Here is a 15,168-nt window from a genome sequence, read left to right as displayed (position 1 = left end):
GCCAGCCGCCCATCACCTGGACCACGGCACTTAGCCTGGCCGGCGCCATGAGCAACCCGGCTACCGGCACCATGGCCCTGATGTCTTTTGCGGCCTCGAAGATTGACAAGCAGACCACCGGCGGGGCTCCCACCAAAAGCACGAAATGTCACTGGTACATTACCCCGGACGCCGAGGCCGCGCAGCAGTTTCTGGACACGAAAGGCTACATCACCAAGCCCAACGTGTGCTACAAGGCGGAACAGAACACGCCGACGGAAACGAAATCACTAGCCATTAAGCCCGGTACCCGGCGGCTCTACGTGTGCGTAAACAATGATAATTACACAACTGATGCTACGGCCACGCTGAGTGTGACGGCGCTGGTACAATCTTGCCAGTAAGCAGCGTCGGCATTAATGATGCTCTTGCTCCAGTCGCTGCAGCATGCGCTTCATCTGGCCAATCTCGCGCTGCTGGGCGCTGATGATGCTGTCGGCCAGGACGCGCGCTTCGGGGTCTTTGATGGTGGCCCGCTTGCTGACCAGAATGGCAATGGAGTGGTGCGGAATCATGGCTTTCATCCACAATTGGTCATTGACGAACACCTGGGTGCGCACCATGAAGGTAACCACCGCAAACAGCACTAGGCTGCCGGCCATAATCAGCGCATTGCGGCGCTTGTCGGGATACATGCTCCACATAAAGCCCATCATAATCAAGGTCATGGGCACCAGCATGAGCAGGGCCATATACAACCGCGTCAGGCTGAAGTACACGTGGTCCCACTCATACACGTTCAGGTACATGACCACGTACATGGCCACCAGCGAGGCGGCCAGCATCAGGAAGAAGCGGGGATAGGGGTTCTTGTGTTCCATAAAGACAAGGGAAGTGGGGTGAGGGTGCCTGGTCAGGCCGGCCGGTGCACCGGTAAGGAAAATCAGCTAGGAAGTATTGATGTCGGTTCAGGAAATCGTGTTCGTAGCGAGGCCCTGCGTCTCTGCTCCTAGCGGGGCGCGGACGGCTCTGCCTACAAGTCGTCTCCTCCTACCCCCAGCACCCGGAGCAGCTCGGCCCGGAAGCCGGCTTCCCGCAGCCCGTTCTCTATCTGCTGCGGGTCAAGGTTGTGGCCCGAAATGCTTAACACGTGGGACTCGGTTTCGGGGGCGATGTCCCACTTCTCCACGGCGGGTAGCTGGTTTAAGAATGGAGCAACGCGGGCTACCTCTTCCGCTGTTGTGACGGTGGTTTTGAATTTTAGCAGTTCCATAGATTCTTCATTTAAGGGCGACGCATGGCACGCGTTTGCCTGCTAGTAGTGAAACGTGAGGCCGGCGCCCCAGCCGTACTGGTTGTCGTAGTTGGTGCTCAGCGAGGCGTATTTGCTGACCATGTAGCGGAAGCCCAGGGTGAATTCCTTGTCGGTGTTGCCGCTGATGTCCATGAATACGTTGTTGCTCAGCGGCAGGTCGCGGCGCTCCAGGCGCAGGCGCAGCTGCCCGGTCAGGTCCGTGCGCAGTTCGGCGCGCACGAGCATCGGCAGCAGGTAGTACACGCCCACTTCGGCCTGCCGGCGGAAGTTGCGGTTGTTTTCGGTCGTGCGGCGGTTGCCGCCCTCGGCATCTGCTTCCGAGCGCAGCGTTTTGTTGTCGCGGAAGTCGTAGCCGACGAAGCCGGCCCACAATTGCCGCTTGTCGAGGTAGCGCAACAGGTGGGTTTCGGTTTCGAAGTTGCCCTCGTAGTTCACGCGGCCCTCAAATTCCAGCGCGTTGCGGTTGTTGGAGAGGGTGCCTTCCAGGTACGCGGCTTGGGAGTGCACCGACAAGTCAAACCACGGGTACACGGCGTTGTCTTCGCGCTTGAGGTACTTGTAGTTGGTTTTGGCAAACTCGTTCTGGGGGCTGGCGTCGTAGCTGATGATGCGGGCCATGCCGGCCATCATGTGGTAGAGGATGTGGCAGTGGAAAAACCAGTCCTGCTCCTCGTTGGCCTCAAACTCGATGGTCACGGTGCCCATGGCCGGGATGTCGAAGGTGTGCTTCATGGGCGAATAGGCGCCCTGAGCGTTGACGAGGCGGAAAAAGTGCCCGTGCAGGTGCAGCGGGTGGCGCATCATGGTCAGGTTGGTGAAAGTCATGCGCACGTTCTCGCCCCGGCGGATGGGGATTTTATCGGCCTCGGACAAGGTCTTGTTGTCGAACGACCACACGTAACGCAGCATGTTGCCGGTGAGCGTGAGCTTGATGTCGCGCCACTGCCGGGTGGAGTCCAGCGTTGTTGGGTTCAGGGCCCGCAGCTGGTTGTAGTTGAAGTCGCCGCCGCTGCCGCCCATGCTCATGCCGGCCATGCCGCCGCTCATGTCCATGCCGGCAATGCTACCGCCCTTATCCTGCATGGTGCCCATGCTCTTGCCGCTTTTTTCCTGCTCGTTCATGGGCCGATTTTGGGGTGAAGGAGCGGTGCTGGCGGGCATGGTGCCGTTCTGCATGTTCATGCCTTTCATGGCCGGGGCGTCGGCCATGTTCATGCCTGACGTTTCGTTGCCCTTCTTCTTTTTACCCATGTCCATGCCTTTCATAGCCCCACTGCCACCTTTCATGTCCATGCCCTTCATGCCGCCGTTGGGGTCCATCTCCCCGTTGCCGCCCATGTCCATGCCGGTCATGTTGCCCATGCTGCCCATCTCGCGCATCATCTGGAAGTAGTTGATGCGCGGCAAATCGGGCGCTTTCATCGGCTCGCCGGCCCCGAAGTAGCTGGAGGAGTAGCCGGTGATGTCGTTGGCGGTGGCCCGCAGCTCGGCCGCCCCCGCGGGCGGAATGGTCACCAGCAGGTCGTACGTTTCGGCCGTGGCAATTTCGAGCTTGGACACCGGGAAGGGCTCCACGTTGATACCATCGGCGGCGATGACCTGCATGGGGCCGCTGGCGTACTGCAGGTAGAAGTAGGAAGAGGCGCTGCCGTTGATAACGCGCAGGCGCACCACCTCCCCGGGCTTGGCGTCGGGGTAGTAGCTTTTCTCGCGGCCGTTGGTGAGGAACTTGTTGTAGTAGATATCCGTGAGGTCCATTGCTGGCATGCGGCCCCACTCCTGCCGGACCTTGTCCTTGAAGTAGCCGGCAGCAATGGCCTCGCCGTAGCTCTGCGTGGCCCCTTTTTGCACGGCAAACCACTCGCCGGCCCGCTTGAGGTAGCGCAGCACTTCCTTGGGCGGGTGGTCGGTCCAGTCGGAGAGCAGCAGCACGTACTCCTTGAGCTCGTACTTCACTTCCCGGGGCTGGATGACGATGGAACCGTACAGCCCGGACTGCTCCTGCAGCATGGTATGGGAGTGGTACCAGTAGGTGCCGCTCTGAATCAGCGGAAACGTAAACGTGTGCGTGCCGCCTGGCTGAATGGGGGCCGTGTTGAGGTAAGGCACGCCGTCGTATTGGTTGGGCAGCAGGATGCCGTGCCAGTGGATGCTGGTTTCGACGCTCATCTGGTTGTGCACCCGGATGATGGCCGTGTCGCCCTCGGTGAAGCGCAGCGTGGGCGCCGGAATCTGCCCGTTGATGGCAATGGCCAGGCGGGTGCGGCCGGTGTAGTTGACCTGGCGCTCGTCCACGTACAGGTCGTATTCGACCCGGTGGCCGGCGTGGCTGGTGCGGGGCGTCACCACGTGGCCCCGCAGCTCCTGGTCCGGTGGCGGGGTAGCCGGGCCGTTGGCGGCCTGGCCTTTGGGCATGGCCTGGTGCTGGGGCATTTGCGCGGCCAGGGGCAGCGCGCCAAGCAAAAAGAAAAGAAGGGCTAATAATCTCATCAGGTCGCTACTGTTTAGCTTTTTGGGGTTTGTTCCGGGCGGGGTTGTTGTCCTCGAAGCGGAATTTGTCCATGGGGTTGGCGGGCATGCTCATGCCGGGCATGGTGCCCATGGCGGGCATCTGCTGGCTTTTTTCCATGCCGGGCATGTCTTTCATGTTGCCCATGGCTGGCGTGGCTTGCCCGGGCTGCTTCGTACTGGAAGCCTTCATGCCCGGCATATCCGCCATGGTGCCCATGCCTTCCATACCGGATTGCGCTTTGGCCGGCTTTTTCGTCCCTGCTTTCGGCGGCCTCATGCCCGGCATGCTCTCCATGCCGGGCATGTCACGCATGGGCTTTTGGGTGGCCGGGCCGCTCATATCCATGCCCGCCGGCATAGGCTGCGTGCTTTTTGAGGCGGGCATCTTCATACCGGACATGCCCGGCATAGCCCCTTTCGGAGCAGTCGGCCGACGCTGGCCCGCTGGCTGGCCGCCGTTCATGTCCATGTTATCCATCGCACCCGAGGAAGTGGGGCTGCCTTTTTTGCCGGCCGCGGGCGAGCTCATATCCATGCCGGGCATGTCGGTTGCCTTCGGAGTGGCTGGGGCGGCGTTCGGGTTGGGCGAAGCGGGCGCGGGGTCCCCGTTGTGGTCATCGGCCTCGGCCGCCTCGTCGTGGGCCTCGCCTTCCATTTCCATGGCCGGCATGGTCTCCCCGCCCCCGTGGCCGTGGTGTTTATCGAGCAGGCGGCCCTGCGGCCCCACGCCCTCCACGTAGACGAGCTGCGCCCCGCGGTGCCCGGCCACCGACAGCACCCCGGCCGTGGCCACGGCCGCCACCAGCACCAGCACTTCGTAGGCCCGCCGCTGAATCTTGAAAAACGTGCCGACCCCGGCCAGCAGCAGCGTAATGCCGGATAGCCACAGGGTGTAGCCGGCGAACTTTTCGTGGGCCTCAAACACGGCCGCCGCCCGGGGAGACAGGCCCAGGGGCATGGCATGGAACACGGTGCTGGCGGCCAGCGCGCCCAGAAAGCCGCCGGCCATCACCCCCATGGTAATCCATTTCACCGGGGGCCAATCCTTGTACACGAGCAGGGCCTGCAGGGCCGCGCTGAGCATGAGCAGGACTATGGGCAAATGCACCACCAAGGGGTGCAGGTTGGGAAAATCTGAAAACATAGGCGCAGGGTAAAAGCGTCCCGGGTACTTCCGTGGGCCGCCGCGTCGTCGGTGGCCCCGCCCCATGGCCCTACTAGCCGCCGAGCTTAAGAGGTAACGCAATAGAGACTAGTAGGGACGAGCCGCTTCTTTTACTGTACGCCATCGGCCCTGGCTAATGTTTGCTGCTATTACGCGCCGCAGCTACATAATTTCCATGATGGGCGCCTAACGGGTCCGGACGGGACCCAAAACGAAAAACGCCCGGACCAGCCGGGCGTTTTTTGACAACTTTTGCCTGCAGGGCGCTTACGCGGCCTGAATCTCGAAGCCGGCGTTTTTAACAGCTTCTACCACCTGCTCCGGGGTGAGCCGGTCGGAGGTGACGGTGAGAATCTTGTCGGGGTTGGCGGTGTCCACCTGCCAGTTGCCGGCGCCGGCTTCCTGGTTGAGGGTGGGCGTAACGGCCTTGATGCAGCCGCCGCAATTGATATTGGTCTTAAACTGAAGGGTTTTCATGGGAGAAACGGGTTAGGCAACCGAGCAGGTCGGTTTCAACTAAATAACGCTCAAAAGTAAAGTTGGGTGCGCAGCCGCGCGTACAGAATTGCGCCGGGGGCTTACATGATTTGCACGGCGCCCGGGGCGGCTAATGGTGGCCCATCCCGCCGCCGAGCAGGTGCATGAGGATGAATAGCACCACCAGCCCGAGCAGGCCCAGCAGCACGTACTGGCCCCAGGAAGTAGGCGTGGCCGCGCCCTGGGCGGGCGCATTGCGCCGCTCCAGCCAGTTGCCGATGCGGCCCCAGGGCTTGTAGACCGAGATAGTAGTTGCGGCCAGCAGCACCACCAGGGCCGCCACGGCGTCGGCAATGAGTCGCAGGCGCATGCCGCGCAGCTCCGTCGAGGACAAGTCGGCTTTGGCGGCGACTTCGGCGAGGTAGCTGATGGGCTGCATGTGCACGAGCAGCAGCACGGTGGCCGCCACGGTCAGCAGCAGCTTCACCAGCACCCAATAGTGCTTGAACAAGCCCCAGGGCGTGCCCAGCGCCTGCACCACGCCCGTGAGCAGGGCCGCGAAGCTGGAGGGCACAATCACAAACCAGCCGCTCAGCCCCATGGCCAGGTAAGCGGCCCGCACTAGCGGCGGGTCGTGGCTGGTCAGGCCCGTGACGGCGAGGGCCAGAAAAACGGCCACCGCCCCCAGCCACCCCACCGAGAAGGTGATGTGGGCGGTGAGCATGAGCTTGCGAAAAGGAGGCGCCAGGGTCATAACGGGAGGGGTTCGTGATTGCGTCAGGAGTTGTTCAAAGCTAGGCGCCAGCCGGCGGGGGTTGGTATACGATTGCGCCGCCGGCTTACAGGATTTCAAGGCCCCAAAGCCAAAAAGCCAGCCCGAGGAGACAGGCTGGCTTCTTTGGTTCGGTTCACGCGTTACGCGGTTACGCTCATGCCTTGACGGCAGGCCTGCTCGCAGCGGCGGCAGGCTTCGGCGCACTCCTGGCAGTGCTGCATGTGAGTGTGCTTGGCACATTCGTCGCCGCAGGCCTTGCAGATTTCAGCGCACTCGCGCAGCAGGTGCTCGGCGTGCTCGGAGCCGCGGGCCACGAAGCGGGCCGTCAAGGCGCAGATGTCGGCGCAGTCACGGTCCAACTGAATACAGCGGGCCATCATTTTGACGTCCTGCTCGCTCAGGCAAGCGGTAGCGCAGTGTTCGCAGGAGTTAACGCAAGCGTAGAGAGCGGCAAGGAGGCTTTGGTTTTGGCTATGCATGGGACTGGAAAGTAAGGTGAATGATGGTTTTCACTGGTTTACTCACAAAAGAGGTCCTTGTTGTGCACGATTGCCAGCCCTTCCATGCATAATTCAACTGGGCTGTCAACACCATCTACTGCTCACCGTCCACATGACTCCCCGTTATTGCCAGGTGCTGCTCCCGGCGGTACTCGCTTGGCGAAGTGCCCGTCTCGCGCTGAAACTGCCGCGACAGGTGCCCCAGGTTGCTGTAGCCCAGCTCCCGGGCCACCCGCCCCACGGGCAGTGTGCCTTCGCGCAGCAGGCGCCGGGCGGCTGCCACGCGCTGCCGGATGACGTACTGCTCCAGGCACAGCCCTTCGGTGGCGGAAAAAACGTCGCTCAGGTAGGCAAAGCGGCGGCCCAGCTGCTGGCTGAGCTGCCGCGAGAAGTGCCCGCTGCGCAGCGCCGCCGGGTTGCTGACCAGCAGGTGGGCGATGAATTCTTTGATTTGGGCCACCAGCCGCTGCTGCGGCGAAAGCTGGTCCAGAATCTCAAATCCTTGCGCCTCCAGGCACTCCCGCAAGCGGGCCCAGTCGATGGTCGTGGCGTCGTCGCGCAGCTCCACTTCCCCCAGCTCCACGCGCAGCGGCACCAGCCCGAGCTCCACGAGCTGTTCGCGCACCACCAGGATGCACTTAACGCAGACCATGTGCCGGATGTAAAGGAGCGTAGAGGCCATAGAGCGGGGATTACAGGGCCGGTGATAAGTCGTTCTGGTCGGCGGGCGGCGTAAGCGGCTGCGCGTCCAGTTCCTGCGGGTGCTCATCCAGCCCCACTTCCTGGTGGGAATCGAAGTACTGGGCCAGGGCCTTCTCCCCTACCAGCCAGAACACGACCGGCGTCACGATGATGTCGAGGAAGGTGGAGCTCAGTAGGCCGCCGAGGATGACGGTGGCCACCGGGTAGAGGATTTCCTTGCCCGGCGCGTCCTTGGCCAGCGTGAGCGGCACCAGCGCCAGCGCGGCCACCAGGGCCGTCATGAGCACGGGCACCAGACGCTCCAGCGAGCCGCGGATAATCATGGGAATGCCGAACTTCTCCCCTTCGTGCTCGACGAGGTGGATGTAGTGCGAAATCATCATGATGCCGTTGCGCGAGGCAATGCCCGTGAGCGTGATAAAGCCCACCAGTGAGGCAATGCTGAAGGTGCCGCCGGTGAGCAGCACCGCCACCACCGAGCCAATGAGCGCGAGCGGGATGTTAAGCATGATTTGCCCCACCATGTAGCTGGACTTGAAGTGCGAGAACAGCACCAGGAAGATGCCGGCCAGCGAAAACAGGCTCAGCCAGAGAATCTTCTGCGAAGCCGACTGCTGGCTTTCGAACTGCCCGCCATACGTCAGGTAGTAGCCCGGCGGCAGCTTTACCTGCGCGTTTACCTTGGCCTGAATCTCCTTCACCGTGGAGCCCAGGTCGCGCTCGGCCACGTTCAGGGAGATGGTGATGCGCCGTTGCGTGTTCTCGTGGTTGACGGTGTTGGGGCCGGGCTCGTAGAGGATTTCGGCAACCTGGCTCACGGGTATCATGGCGCCGGTGGGCGTCTCGATACGGGTCTGGCCGATGGTGGCTATGTCGTTGCGCTGGGCTTCGGGCAGCTTTACCACCAGGTCAAAGCGCTTCTGCCCGTCGAGCATCTGCGAAACCACGGCCCCTTGAAACAGCGTTTCCAGGTCGCGCACTACTTCGCCGCGCTCCATGCCGTAGGCCCGCAGGGCCTCGTCGCGGGGGCGGATGAGCAGCTGCGGAATCTGCACCTGCTTTTCCACCTGCAGGTCCACCACGCCCGACACCGTGCCGGCCACCGCGCGGATTTCGTTGGCGTAGCGGCGCAGCTCCAGCAAATCGTTGCCAAAGACTTTGATGGCCACCTGGGCCCGCACGCCCGAGAGCAGGTGGTCGAGGCGGTGGGAAATGGGCTGGCCGATGTTCACGTTCACCCCCGTTATCAGGCTGAGCTTGTCGCGCATGTCGGCCAGGATTTCGTCCCGGCTGCGCATGGTTTTGCCTTCCTTCTCCAGCTCGGCCTCGGTTTTGAACGCCACCTCGATTTCCGAGTTGTTGACGGATTCGGCGTGCTCATCCAGCTCGGCGCGGCCGGTGCGGCGGGCGGTGTAGGCCACTTCCGGAATCTTGAGCATCTGCTGCTCGCCAAGACTGCCCAGGCGGTTGGACTCGGTGAGCGAGGTGCCGGCCGGGGCCGAGAAGTTCACCGTGAGTGAGCCTTCGTTGAAGGGCGGCAGAAACTCGGTGCCGAAGAAGGGCACCATGGCCGCGGCCATCACAAACAGCAGGGCAGTGGACGCCAGAATCAGCTTAGGGTGGGTCAGGCCCCAGCTCAGCAGCCGGGTATCTTTCTTCTTGAGCCAGCGCACCAGGCCCCCGTCGGTTTCGGGGTGGTCCATCTGCTTCATCTTGGGCAGCAGGTAGTAGCAGAGCACCGGCGTGACGGTGAGCGACACGAACAGCGAGGCCACGATGCTGGTGATGTAGGCAATGCCCAGTGGGGCGAAGATGCGGCCCTCCATGCCTTCCAGCGCAAACAGGGGCAGGAACACCAGCACCACGATGATGGTGGCGTACACAATGGAGTTGCGCACTTCCGAGCTGGCCGCGTAAATGACCTTGAGCACCGGCTGCGGATTGGGTCGCTGCTTGTTTTCGCGCAGGCGCCGGTACACGTTTTCCACGTCCACGATGGCGTCGTCGACCAGCTCGCCGATGGCAATGGCCAGGCCGCCGAGCGTCATGGTGTTGATGCTGATGCCCGCCGCGCGGAACACCAGCGCCGTCACGAGCAAGGACAGCGGAATGGCCACCAGCGAGATAAACGTGGTGCGCACGTTCAGCAGGAAGGCAAACAGCACGATGACCACCAGGATGGCCCCGTCGCGCAGCGCCTCTTCCACATTGGTGATACTCGACTCGATAAACTCGGACTGCTTAAACAGGCGCGTGTTCACCTGCACGTCCTTGGGCAGGGAGGGCTTGAGCTCGACCAGGGCTTTTTCCACGGCTTCGGTCAGCCCCACGGTGGCGGCCCCGGGCTGCTTTTCAATGCTCAGAATAACGGCGGGCTGGCCGTTCACGCTGCCGTCGCCGCGCTTGAAGCGGGCCCCAAACTCTACCTTGGCCACATCGGCCACGCGGATGGGGGACTGCTCGCGGTAGCCCACGATGATGTTTTCGATGTCGGCCACCGAGCGCAGGCGGCCCAGGTTGCGGATGAGTACCTCCGAGCCGTTGCGGTCGAAGAAGTTGCCGGTCGTGTTCATGTTGGACTTGCGCAGGGCCTCCTCCACCTGGTTCACCGTCAGGCCGGTGGCGTTCAGCCGGGGCATGTCCAGCAACACCTGGTACTGCAGGTTGTCGCCGCCGATGGGAATGACTTGCGCCACGCCGGGAATAGAGAGCAGGCGCTGGCGCACGGTGTAGTTGGCCAGGGTGCGCAAATCGGCGGCGTTGGTCTCTTTTCCGCCCGAGAGCCCCACGAGCATAATCTGGCCCATGACCGAGGAGATGGGGCCGAGCACGGGCGTAATGCCCTGCGGCAGCTGCTCGCCGGTGGTTTGCAGCTTCTCGCTCACAATCTGGCGGGCGGTAAAGATGTCGGTGCCGTAGTCGAACTCCACGAAGACCATGCCCAGGCCAATGGCCGAGTTGGAGCGCACGGCCGACACGCCGGTGGCCCCGTTCAGGGCCGTTTCCACGGGCAGCGTCACCAGGGCCTCCACCTCTTCGGGGGCCATGCCGGGCGACTCTAGAAACACGGTCACGCGGGGGCGGTCCAGGTCGGGCAGCACGTCCACGGGCAGCTGCTGGGCCGTGTAGGTGCCGGCAATCAGCAGGCCTGCGGCAAAGGCCAGCATGAGCAGGCGGTTCTGCAGGGCAAAGCGAATGATTTTATCGAGCATCCTCTACTGGTTGAGGTAAATGGATTTAAGCTGGTAGGTGCCCGTCGTAACCACCCGGTCGTTTTCGTTGACTTGGCCCTGCACCAGCACCGTTTGCTCGCCGCTGGCGGCGCCGGGCTGCACGTAGCGAATCTTGAAGTGCTCGGGCTCGGTGTGCACAAACACCACGGGCTTGCCATTCAAGTCGGTAATGGCCGAGGTGGGCACGGTCAGCTGCGGCTTGCCGCCCCCGGTCTGTCCCACGACCTGCACGTTCACGGCCTGGCCGGCGCGGTAGGCGCTGCCCTCCTGCGCGTCGAGCTCCAGCACCAGCTGGCGGGCCTGGTTCACGGGGTTGACCACGTTGCTGAACACCACGAGCCGGGCGGGTACGCCGGGCTGCCCCTGCAGGCCCTCCACCCGGAACACGGCCCCGGGCGTCACCTTGGCCAAGTCCTGGGCAAACACCTGCGCTTCCACGCGCAGCTTGCCGGGGTTAATGACCCGAAACAGCTCGTCGCCCTGGCTTACTTGCTGCCCAACCGCTAGGTTAAACACGTCCACCGTCCCGCTCACCGGCGAGGTGATGCTGACGCGGCGCTGGCTGGCCTGTCCGTTCTGGATGCCGGCATTCTGCCGTGCCTGGCGCAGGCGCAGCTCGGCGGCCACCACGTCCTTGCGGGCGGCGATGTCGGCGATGCTTTGCAGGCGGGCGTAGTCTTGCTGGGCCGCGCGCAATTCGGCCTGGGCGTTGGCCCGCTCGGTGCTAAGGCCGATTTGCTGGGTGGCGTCCAGGGTTTGCTCGATGACGGCCAGCGTCTGGCCCGCCCGCACGGGTTGGCCGACCTTCGCCGCCAAACTCACGATGCGGCCCCCCTGCGGTACTACAATTCGGCCCTCGCCGCCGGCTGCGGCCGACACCGTGCCGTAGAGCGTGGCCCGGCTGTAGGTGGTGGAAAAAGCCGCCAGAGTGGTCTGCACCTGAAACAGGAACTGGCTTTCCTTGGGCAGCAGCACCTCGTCGGTTGGAGCCGCGCCGGTAGAGGCCTTGGCCCCTTCGTCGTGCCCTGGATGGGCCCGTACCAAACCCGGCGGGGGCAGCAGCACGGTCAGGACCAGGCCGGCCGCGGCCGTGACCGCCAGAAATTTATGAGTGGTTTTCATGTCAGTTGAGCGTTAAGCAATGGGGGTGCGGCGGCTGGCGGTCAGTGCCTGCTCCGAGGTTTGCAGCACGGGCTCCGGGCGCCGCCGGCGCATGAGCAGGGCCGTGAGGACGATGCCGAGCACGAAGGCCCCGACCAGGGCCAGAATGGTTTTCCAGGAAGAGAAAAGCGAGGTCGCGGCCGTCGGCGCTGTGGCGGCCACGGGCAGCTTCTCCCCCACTTTGATGCCTTCGAGCAGCATCAGGTCCGCCTTGTCGCCGGCCACGATGTTGGCCGCGAAGCTGTAGGCCTTGTTGGCCGGGAACTGGCCTTCCACCAGGTACTCCCCCGGCCCTTTTTCCGTCACCGCCCACTTCAGATTCGCATCCTCGGGGTTGGTGAACGTGAGCTTGGCGCCTTTGATGGGGGCGTTGGTGGCGTAGTCCGAGAGAAACAAGCGCAGGTCGGCGGGCTTGCCCCCTTCCAGCGGCTCGTAGCGCAGCAGCACCTCGAACTGTTCCGAGAGCGCCGCCACCGAAAAGGACGTGGCGCCGGCCGGGGTCGAGGCCTTGGGCGCGCCGTGGTCTTCGCCCCCGTGGGCGGAGGCCCCGCCGCTCAGCAGCAGCAGGCCCAGCAGCAAAATCAGGAGTTGTTTCATGTTATTCACCCCGCAGGTAGTTAAGTTCGATGAGGGCCTGACGGTAGTCGCGAATGGTGGTCAGGTAGGTATTCTGAATGGTAAAGGCCTGGTTGAGGCTCTGAATCAGCACGAGGTAGCTGATTTCGCCGGCCTTGAAAAGTCGTTGGGATTGGCTGATGATGGCCCTTGACTGCGGCACGCCGGTCTGCTCGTAGTAGCCCAGCGAAGCCGAGAACTTGCGCGTGTCGGCCAGCGACTGCTGGTAGAGCGTGCTCAGCTCCAGGCGCTGGGTTTGCAGCTGGTAGCCGGCAGCTTGGCTGCGGGCCGTGGCCGCCTGCAGCTGCGAGCGGTAGGTCCAGAACCAGATGGGCACCGACACCCCGAACTGGAAGCGGTACTTGAGGGCCGAGTTTTCAAAAGCCTGATTCTGATAGCCCACGGTCATGGCCGGCGTGCGCCGGGCCCGCACCAGGCTGATGCCCGACTGGCTCAGGGCCACGTTCTGGGTGGCGGCGGCCAGCGTGGGACTGCGCACCAGGGCCGTGCTGTCTTCGGCGGGCAGGCTGCTGAGCAGCGCTCCGCCCGTCTGCACCAGCTCGGGGCCGCTGCGGCGCAGGTCGGTGCTGGTGGTCAAGGCGGCCGTGGGCTGGCCCAGCAGCAAGCCCAGGCGGCGCTGGGCGGCCTGCCGGTCGGCGGTGGCCTGCTGCAGCTGCACGCTCACCTGCCGGGCTTCGGCGTCGGTGCTGATGCGCTGCAGCGAGGTGACTTCGCCGGCCGCGAACAGGCGCTCGGTGGCCACGCGCAGGGCGCGGAATAGGCTGTCCTGATAAGTGAGCTGGCGCACTTGCGCTTCGGCAAACTGCAGGCTCAGGTAGGCCAGGCGGGTGTCGCGCAGCACGCTGGCCCGGCTCACCTCGCGGTTGCGCTCGGCCAAGGTGATGCCGGCCTCGGCCACCTGGCGCTGGCGCCGGTACACGTTGGGCAGGTCAATGGTCTGCACCACGCCCGGCGCCCACCGCTCGCCCGTGGGGGCCGAGAACAGAAAGTCCGGGTTGGCGGGCGCGAAGGAGCCCCGCTTGAGGGCGCGCTGCTCCTCAATTTCGCGCTCTGACTGGCGCAGCCGGGGATGGCGGCGGAGGGTCAGGGCTTCGGCGCTGTCCAGGCTGATGGCGGTTTGGGCCCGCGCGGCTTCCGGCAGCAGCCCGAGCAGCAGCGCCAGCACCAGCAGCCCTTGCGCCGCACATGTCATTTTGAGGTACTTCATGTTATCCGATTAGAGTCCGGCTAGGGGCCGCCCACCGTTGCAGCGGCGGACGACCCGAGACGGAGGAGATGGTCCGGACGCACGGCGTCCGAAAAACAGGCTCCGCCTACGCCTTTTTCACGAGGGCCATGCCGCACTTCGGGCAGCTGCCCGGCTTGGTGCTGGCGCTGCCTTCGCACTTCATGGGGCACTCGTAGGCGGCGCCCACGGCCTTGCTGCCCGGGGCGGCCGCGTCGAGCTTGTCGAAGCGGGTGTTGATGGCCTTGCCGTCGGCCGTCAGGCTGACGATGGCCGTGCGCACCTTGGCCCCGGCCGGCAGCTTGGCCACCAGGTGGTCGTCGCCGCCGGCCACCAGCGTCACCGAGGTGGTTTTGTTGTCGGTGGTTTGCACCATCACCTTGCCTGAGAGCGACTTATTGGGCACGGGCGCCATTTTGGCCGCCAGCAGGTAGATGTGCAGCTCGCCGGCCTGCTGCACCAGCTCCATGTGGTAGGGGCTGGCCGAGCGCACCACGCCGCCGTGGGGCGCCACGTGGGCGTGGGTTTCGCCGGGGGCCATGTGCGCTTCCGGCTTGCCACCGGCGGGGGCGTGCTGGGCGTGCGAGGCCAGGGGGGCGAGGGCGAAAAGGGCGGCCGTGGCCAGGGAAATTCCAAAAAGCTTCATTGACAGGGGATTGTGGGGGCTGTGGGGGAGAATTAGGGGGCCGGCCGCGGCCCGCTGCGGGCAACGCTGCCGGCTGCCCGGTTTACATCTTGTCGGCGTTCTGAGCGTGCCAGGTTTTGAAGGCGGAAATCTCTTTTTGCTGGGTATCCACCATCTTCTGGGCCATTTCTTTCAGCTTGGTGTCCTTGCCGTGGGTAAGCTCGGCCTTGGCCATGTCCATGGCGCTCTGGTGGTGCACGGTCATCATCATGTTGAAGTTCATGTCCGGGTTGGCGACCGTTTTGGGCATGTTTTTCATCATGTTGTCCATCGACGTCTTCATCTGGGCCGTGAAGGGGTCGTTGGCGTCCTGGGGTTTGTAGTTGGTCGGCGCGCTGTCGAGGCGCTCGGCGATGGGCTCCAGCTCCCCGATTTCCTTTTGCTGGTCGGCCTTAATCTTTTCGGCCATCTGGCGCATGGTGGCGTCCTTGCCGTCGCGCAGCTCGATGTCGGACATGGCCACGGCGCCGCGGTGGTGCTCCATCATCATGTGGGCAAAGTCGTGGTCGGTGTTGCCCTTGGGCTTCATGGCGTTCATCTTGGCCATCATGTCGTTCATGGACGCCATCAGGGGCGAGTCGCCGGCCGTGCCGCCCTCGGCCATTTTGGAATGGTCCATGCCGGCCATGTCGCCCGAAGCGGTGGCATCGGTCGAAGTGGTTTCGGTGGTCGTGGCCGTGGTATCAGCGGTTTTGTCGCTGTTGCACGAGGAAACGAGCAGGGTGCCCGAGCAGAGAACGGCGAGGAAAAAAACAGACTTTTTCATGGGGTTTGGATTGGTTGAGGGTTGGAAAAAGGAACTGA

The 15,168-nt window shown here is 63.8% G+C and carries 15 protein-coding genes; 1 reads left to right on the top strand and 14 read right to left on the bottom strand.

The genetic code is table 11. From position 1 onward, the window contains the following. Positions 1 to 383, top strand: a 383-nt coding sequence (locus EI293_RS22190; RefSeq protein WP_170170488.1) for a hypothetical protein, incomplete at its 5' end; no start/stop codon positions are given. Positions 384 to 395: 12 nt separating this feature from the next. On the opposite strand, the gene EI293_RS21435 is transcribed toward EI293_RS22190, so the two are convergent. The 14 genes from EI293_RS21435 to EI293_RS21370 all read right to left on the bottom strand — a co-directional run bounded on the left by EI293_RS21435 (position 396) and on the right by EI293_RS21370 (position 15,130). Then, positions 396 to 860: a DUF305 domain-containing protein gene (locus EI293_RS21435; RefSeq protein WP_125440608.1), complete on the bottom strand. Its 465-nt coding sequence runs from the start codon at positions 858 to 860 to the stop codon at positions 396 to 398. Between the two features lie 152 nt (positions 861 to 1,012). Continuing rightward, positions 1,013 to 1,252: a copper chaperone gene (locus EI293_RS21430; RefSeq protein WP_125440607.1), complete on the bottom strand. Its 240-nt coding sequence runs from the start codon at positions 1,250 to 1,252 to the stop codon at positions 1,013 to 1,015. A 42-nt stretch (positions 1,253 to 1,294) separates the two neighbouring features. Then, positions 1,295 to 3,757: a multicopper oxidase domain-containing protein gene (locus tag EI293_RS21425; RefSeq protein ID WP_170170487.1), complete on the bottom strand. Its 2,463-nt coding sequence runs from the start codon at positions 3,755 to 3,757 to the stop codon at positions 1,295 to 1,297. A gap of 34 nt (positions 3,758 to 3,791) precedes the next feature. Beyond that, a complete protein-coding gene (locus EI293_RS21420; protein ID WP_125440605.1) occupies positions 3,792 to 4,949 on the bottom strand; it encodes a DUF2231 domain-containing protein in 1,158 nt (385 codons plus the stop codon). A 288-nt stretch (positions 4,950 to 5,237) separates the two neighbouring features. Then, entirely contained in the window at positions 5,238 to 5,447 is a 210-nt protein-coding gene (locus EI293_RS21415; protein ID WP_125440604.1) for a heavy-metal-associated domain-containing protein, read from the bottom strand. A 130-nt stretch (positions 5,448 to 5,577) separates the two neighbouring features. Continuing rightward, on the bottom strand, positions 5,578 to 6,201 hold the full coding sequence (locus EI293_RS21410; RefSeq protein WP_211339627.1) for a hypothetical protein: 624 nt from the start codon (positions 6,199 to 6,201) through the stop codon (positions 5,578 to 5,580). Between the two features lie 161 nt (positions 6,202 to 6,362). After that, positions 6,363 to 6,701 carry a four-helix bundle copper-binding protein gene (locus EI293_RS21405; protein ID WP_125440603.1) on the bottom strand — a complete coding sequence of 113 codons (339 nt, stop codon included), beginning with the start codon at positions 6,699 to 6,701 and terminating at the stop codon, positions 6,363 to 6,365. Between the two features lie 115 nt (positions 6,702 to 6,816). Next, positions 6,817 to 7,404, bottom strand: a complete 588-nt coding sequence (locus tag EI293_RS21400; RefSeq protein WP_170170486.1) for a helix-turn-helix transcriptional regulator — start codon at positions 7,402 to 7,404, stop codon at positions 6,817 to 6,819. Positions 7,405 to 7,414: 10 nt separating this feature from the next. Continuing rightward, complete coding sequence (locus tag EI293_RS21395) at positions 7,415 to 10,636, bottom strand: efflux RND transporter permease subunit (protein ID WP_125440601.1); 3,222 nt, start codon at positions 10,634 to 10,636, stop codon at positions 7,415 to 7,417. 3 nt (positions 10,637 to 10,639) lie between these two features. Next, positions 10,640 to 11,779 (bottom strand): efflux RND transporter periplasmic adaptor subunit, encoded by a 1,140-nt coding sequence (locus tag EI293_RS21390; protein ID WP_125440600.1) that lies wholly within the window; start codon positions 11,777 to 11,779, stop codon positions 10,640 to 10,642. Positions 11,780 to 11,791: 12 nt separating this feature from the next. Then, a complete protein-coding gene (locus tag EI293_RS21385) occupies positions 11,792 to 12,415 on the bottom strand; it encodes a hypothetical protein (protein WP_125440599.1) in 624 nt (207 codons plus the stop codon). 1 nt (position 12,416) lies between these two features. Beyond that, positions 12,417 to 13,661 carry a TolC family protein gene (locus EI293_RS21380; protein ID WP_125440598.1) on the bottom strand — a complete coding sequence of 415 codons (1,245 nt, stop codon included), beginning with the start codon at positions 13,659 to 13,661 and terminating at the stop codon, positions 12,417 to 12,419. 106 nt (positions 13,662 to 13,767) lie between these two features. Beyond that, on the bottom strand, positions 13,768 to 14,325 hold the full coding sequence (locus EI293_RS21375) for a heavy metal-binding domain-containing protein (protein ID WP_125440597.1): 558 nt from the start codon (positions 14,323 to 14,325) through the stop codon (positions 13,768 to 13,770). Positions 14,326 to 14,407: 82 nt separating this feature from the next. Continuing rightward, positions 14,408 to 15,130: a DUF305 domain-containing protein gene (locus tag EI293_RS21370; protein WP_125440596.1), complete on the bottom strand. Its 723-nt coding sequence runs from the start codon at positions 15,128 to 15,130 to the stop codon at positions 14,408 to 14,410. Positions 15,131 to 15,168: the final 38 nt, after the last annotated feature.

The organism is Hymenobacter perfusus, from assembly GCF_003944765.1.
Lineage (GTDB): Bacteria > Bacteroidota > Bacteroidia > Cytophagales > Hymenobacteraceae > Hymenobacter > Hymenobacter perfusus.
The sequence above is the reverse complement of the archived record's forward strand: the minus strand, read 5'-3'. Positions and strand labels throughout refer to the sequence as shown.

What these genes read in the sequence shown, in the direction of transcription:
- EI293_RS21375 (WP_125440597.1), bottom strand. Translation starts at nt 14,325, where the DNA reads ATGAAGCTTTTTGGAATTTCCCTGGCCACGGCCGCCCTTTTCGCCCTC.
- EI293_RS21390 (WP_125440600.1), bottom strand. Translation starts at nt 11,779, where the DNA reads ATGAAAACCACTCATAAATTTCTGGCGGTCACGGCCGCGGCCGGCCTG.
- EI293_RS21410 (WP_211339627.1), bottom strand. Translation starts at nt 6,201, where the DNA reads ATGACCCTGGCGCCTCCTTTTCGCAAGCTCATGCTCACCGCCCACATC.
- EI293_RS21415 (WP_125440604.1), bottom strand. Translation starts at nt 5,447, where the DNA reads ATGAAAACCCTTCAGTTTAAGACCAATATCAATTGCGGCGGCTGCATC.
- EI293_RS21370 (WP_125440596.1), bottom strand. Translation starts at nt 15,130, where the DNA reads ATGAAAAAGTCTGTTTTTTTCCTCGCCGTTCTCTGCTCGGGCACCCTG.
- EI293_RS21380 (WP_125440598.1), bottom strand. Translation starts at nt 13,661, where the DNA reads ATGAAGTACCTCAAAATGACATGTGCGGCGCAAGGGCTGCTGGTGCTG.
- EI293_RS21385 (WP_125440599.1), bottom strand. Translation starts at nt 12,415, where the DNA reads ATGAAACAACTCCTGATTTTGCTGCTGGGCCTGCTGCTGCTGAGCGGC.
- EI293_RS21430 (WP_125440607.1), bottom strand. Translation starts at nt 1,252, where the DNA reads ATGGAACTGCTAAAATTCAAAACCACCGTCACAACAGCGGAAGAGGTA.
- EI293_RS21400 (WP_170170486.1), bottom strand. Translation starts at nt 7,404, where the DNA reads ATGGCCTCTACGCTCCTTTACATCCGGCACATGGTCTGCGTTAAGTGC.
- EI293_RS21395 (WP_125440601.1), bottom strand. Translation starts at nt 10,636, where the DNA reads ATGCTCGATAAAATCATTCGCTTTGCCCTGCAGAACCGCCTGCTCATG.
- EI293_RS21420 (WP_125440605.1), bottom strand. Translation starts at nt 4,949, where the DNA reads ATGTTTTCAGATTTTCCCAACCTGCACCCCTTGGTGGTGCATTTGCCC.
- EI293_RS21405 (WP_125440603.1), bottom strand. Translation starts at nt 6,701, where the DNA reads ATGCATAGCCAAAACCAAAGCCTCCTTGCCGCTCTCTACGCTTGCGTT.
- EI293_RS21435 (WP_125440608.1), bottom strand. Translation starts at nt 860, where the DNA reads ATGGAACACAAGAACCCCTATCCCCGCTTCTTCCTGATGCTGGCCGCC.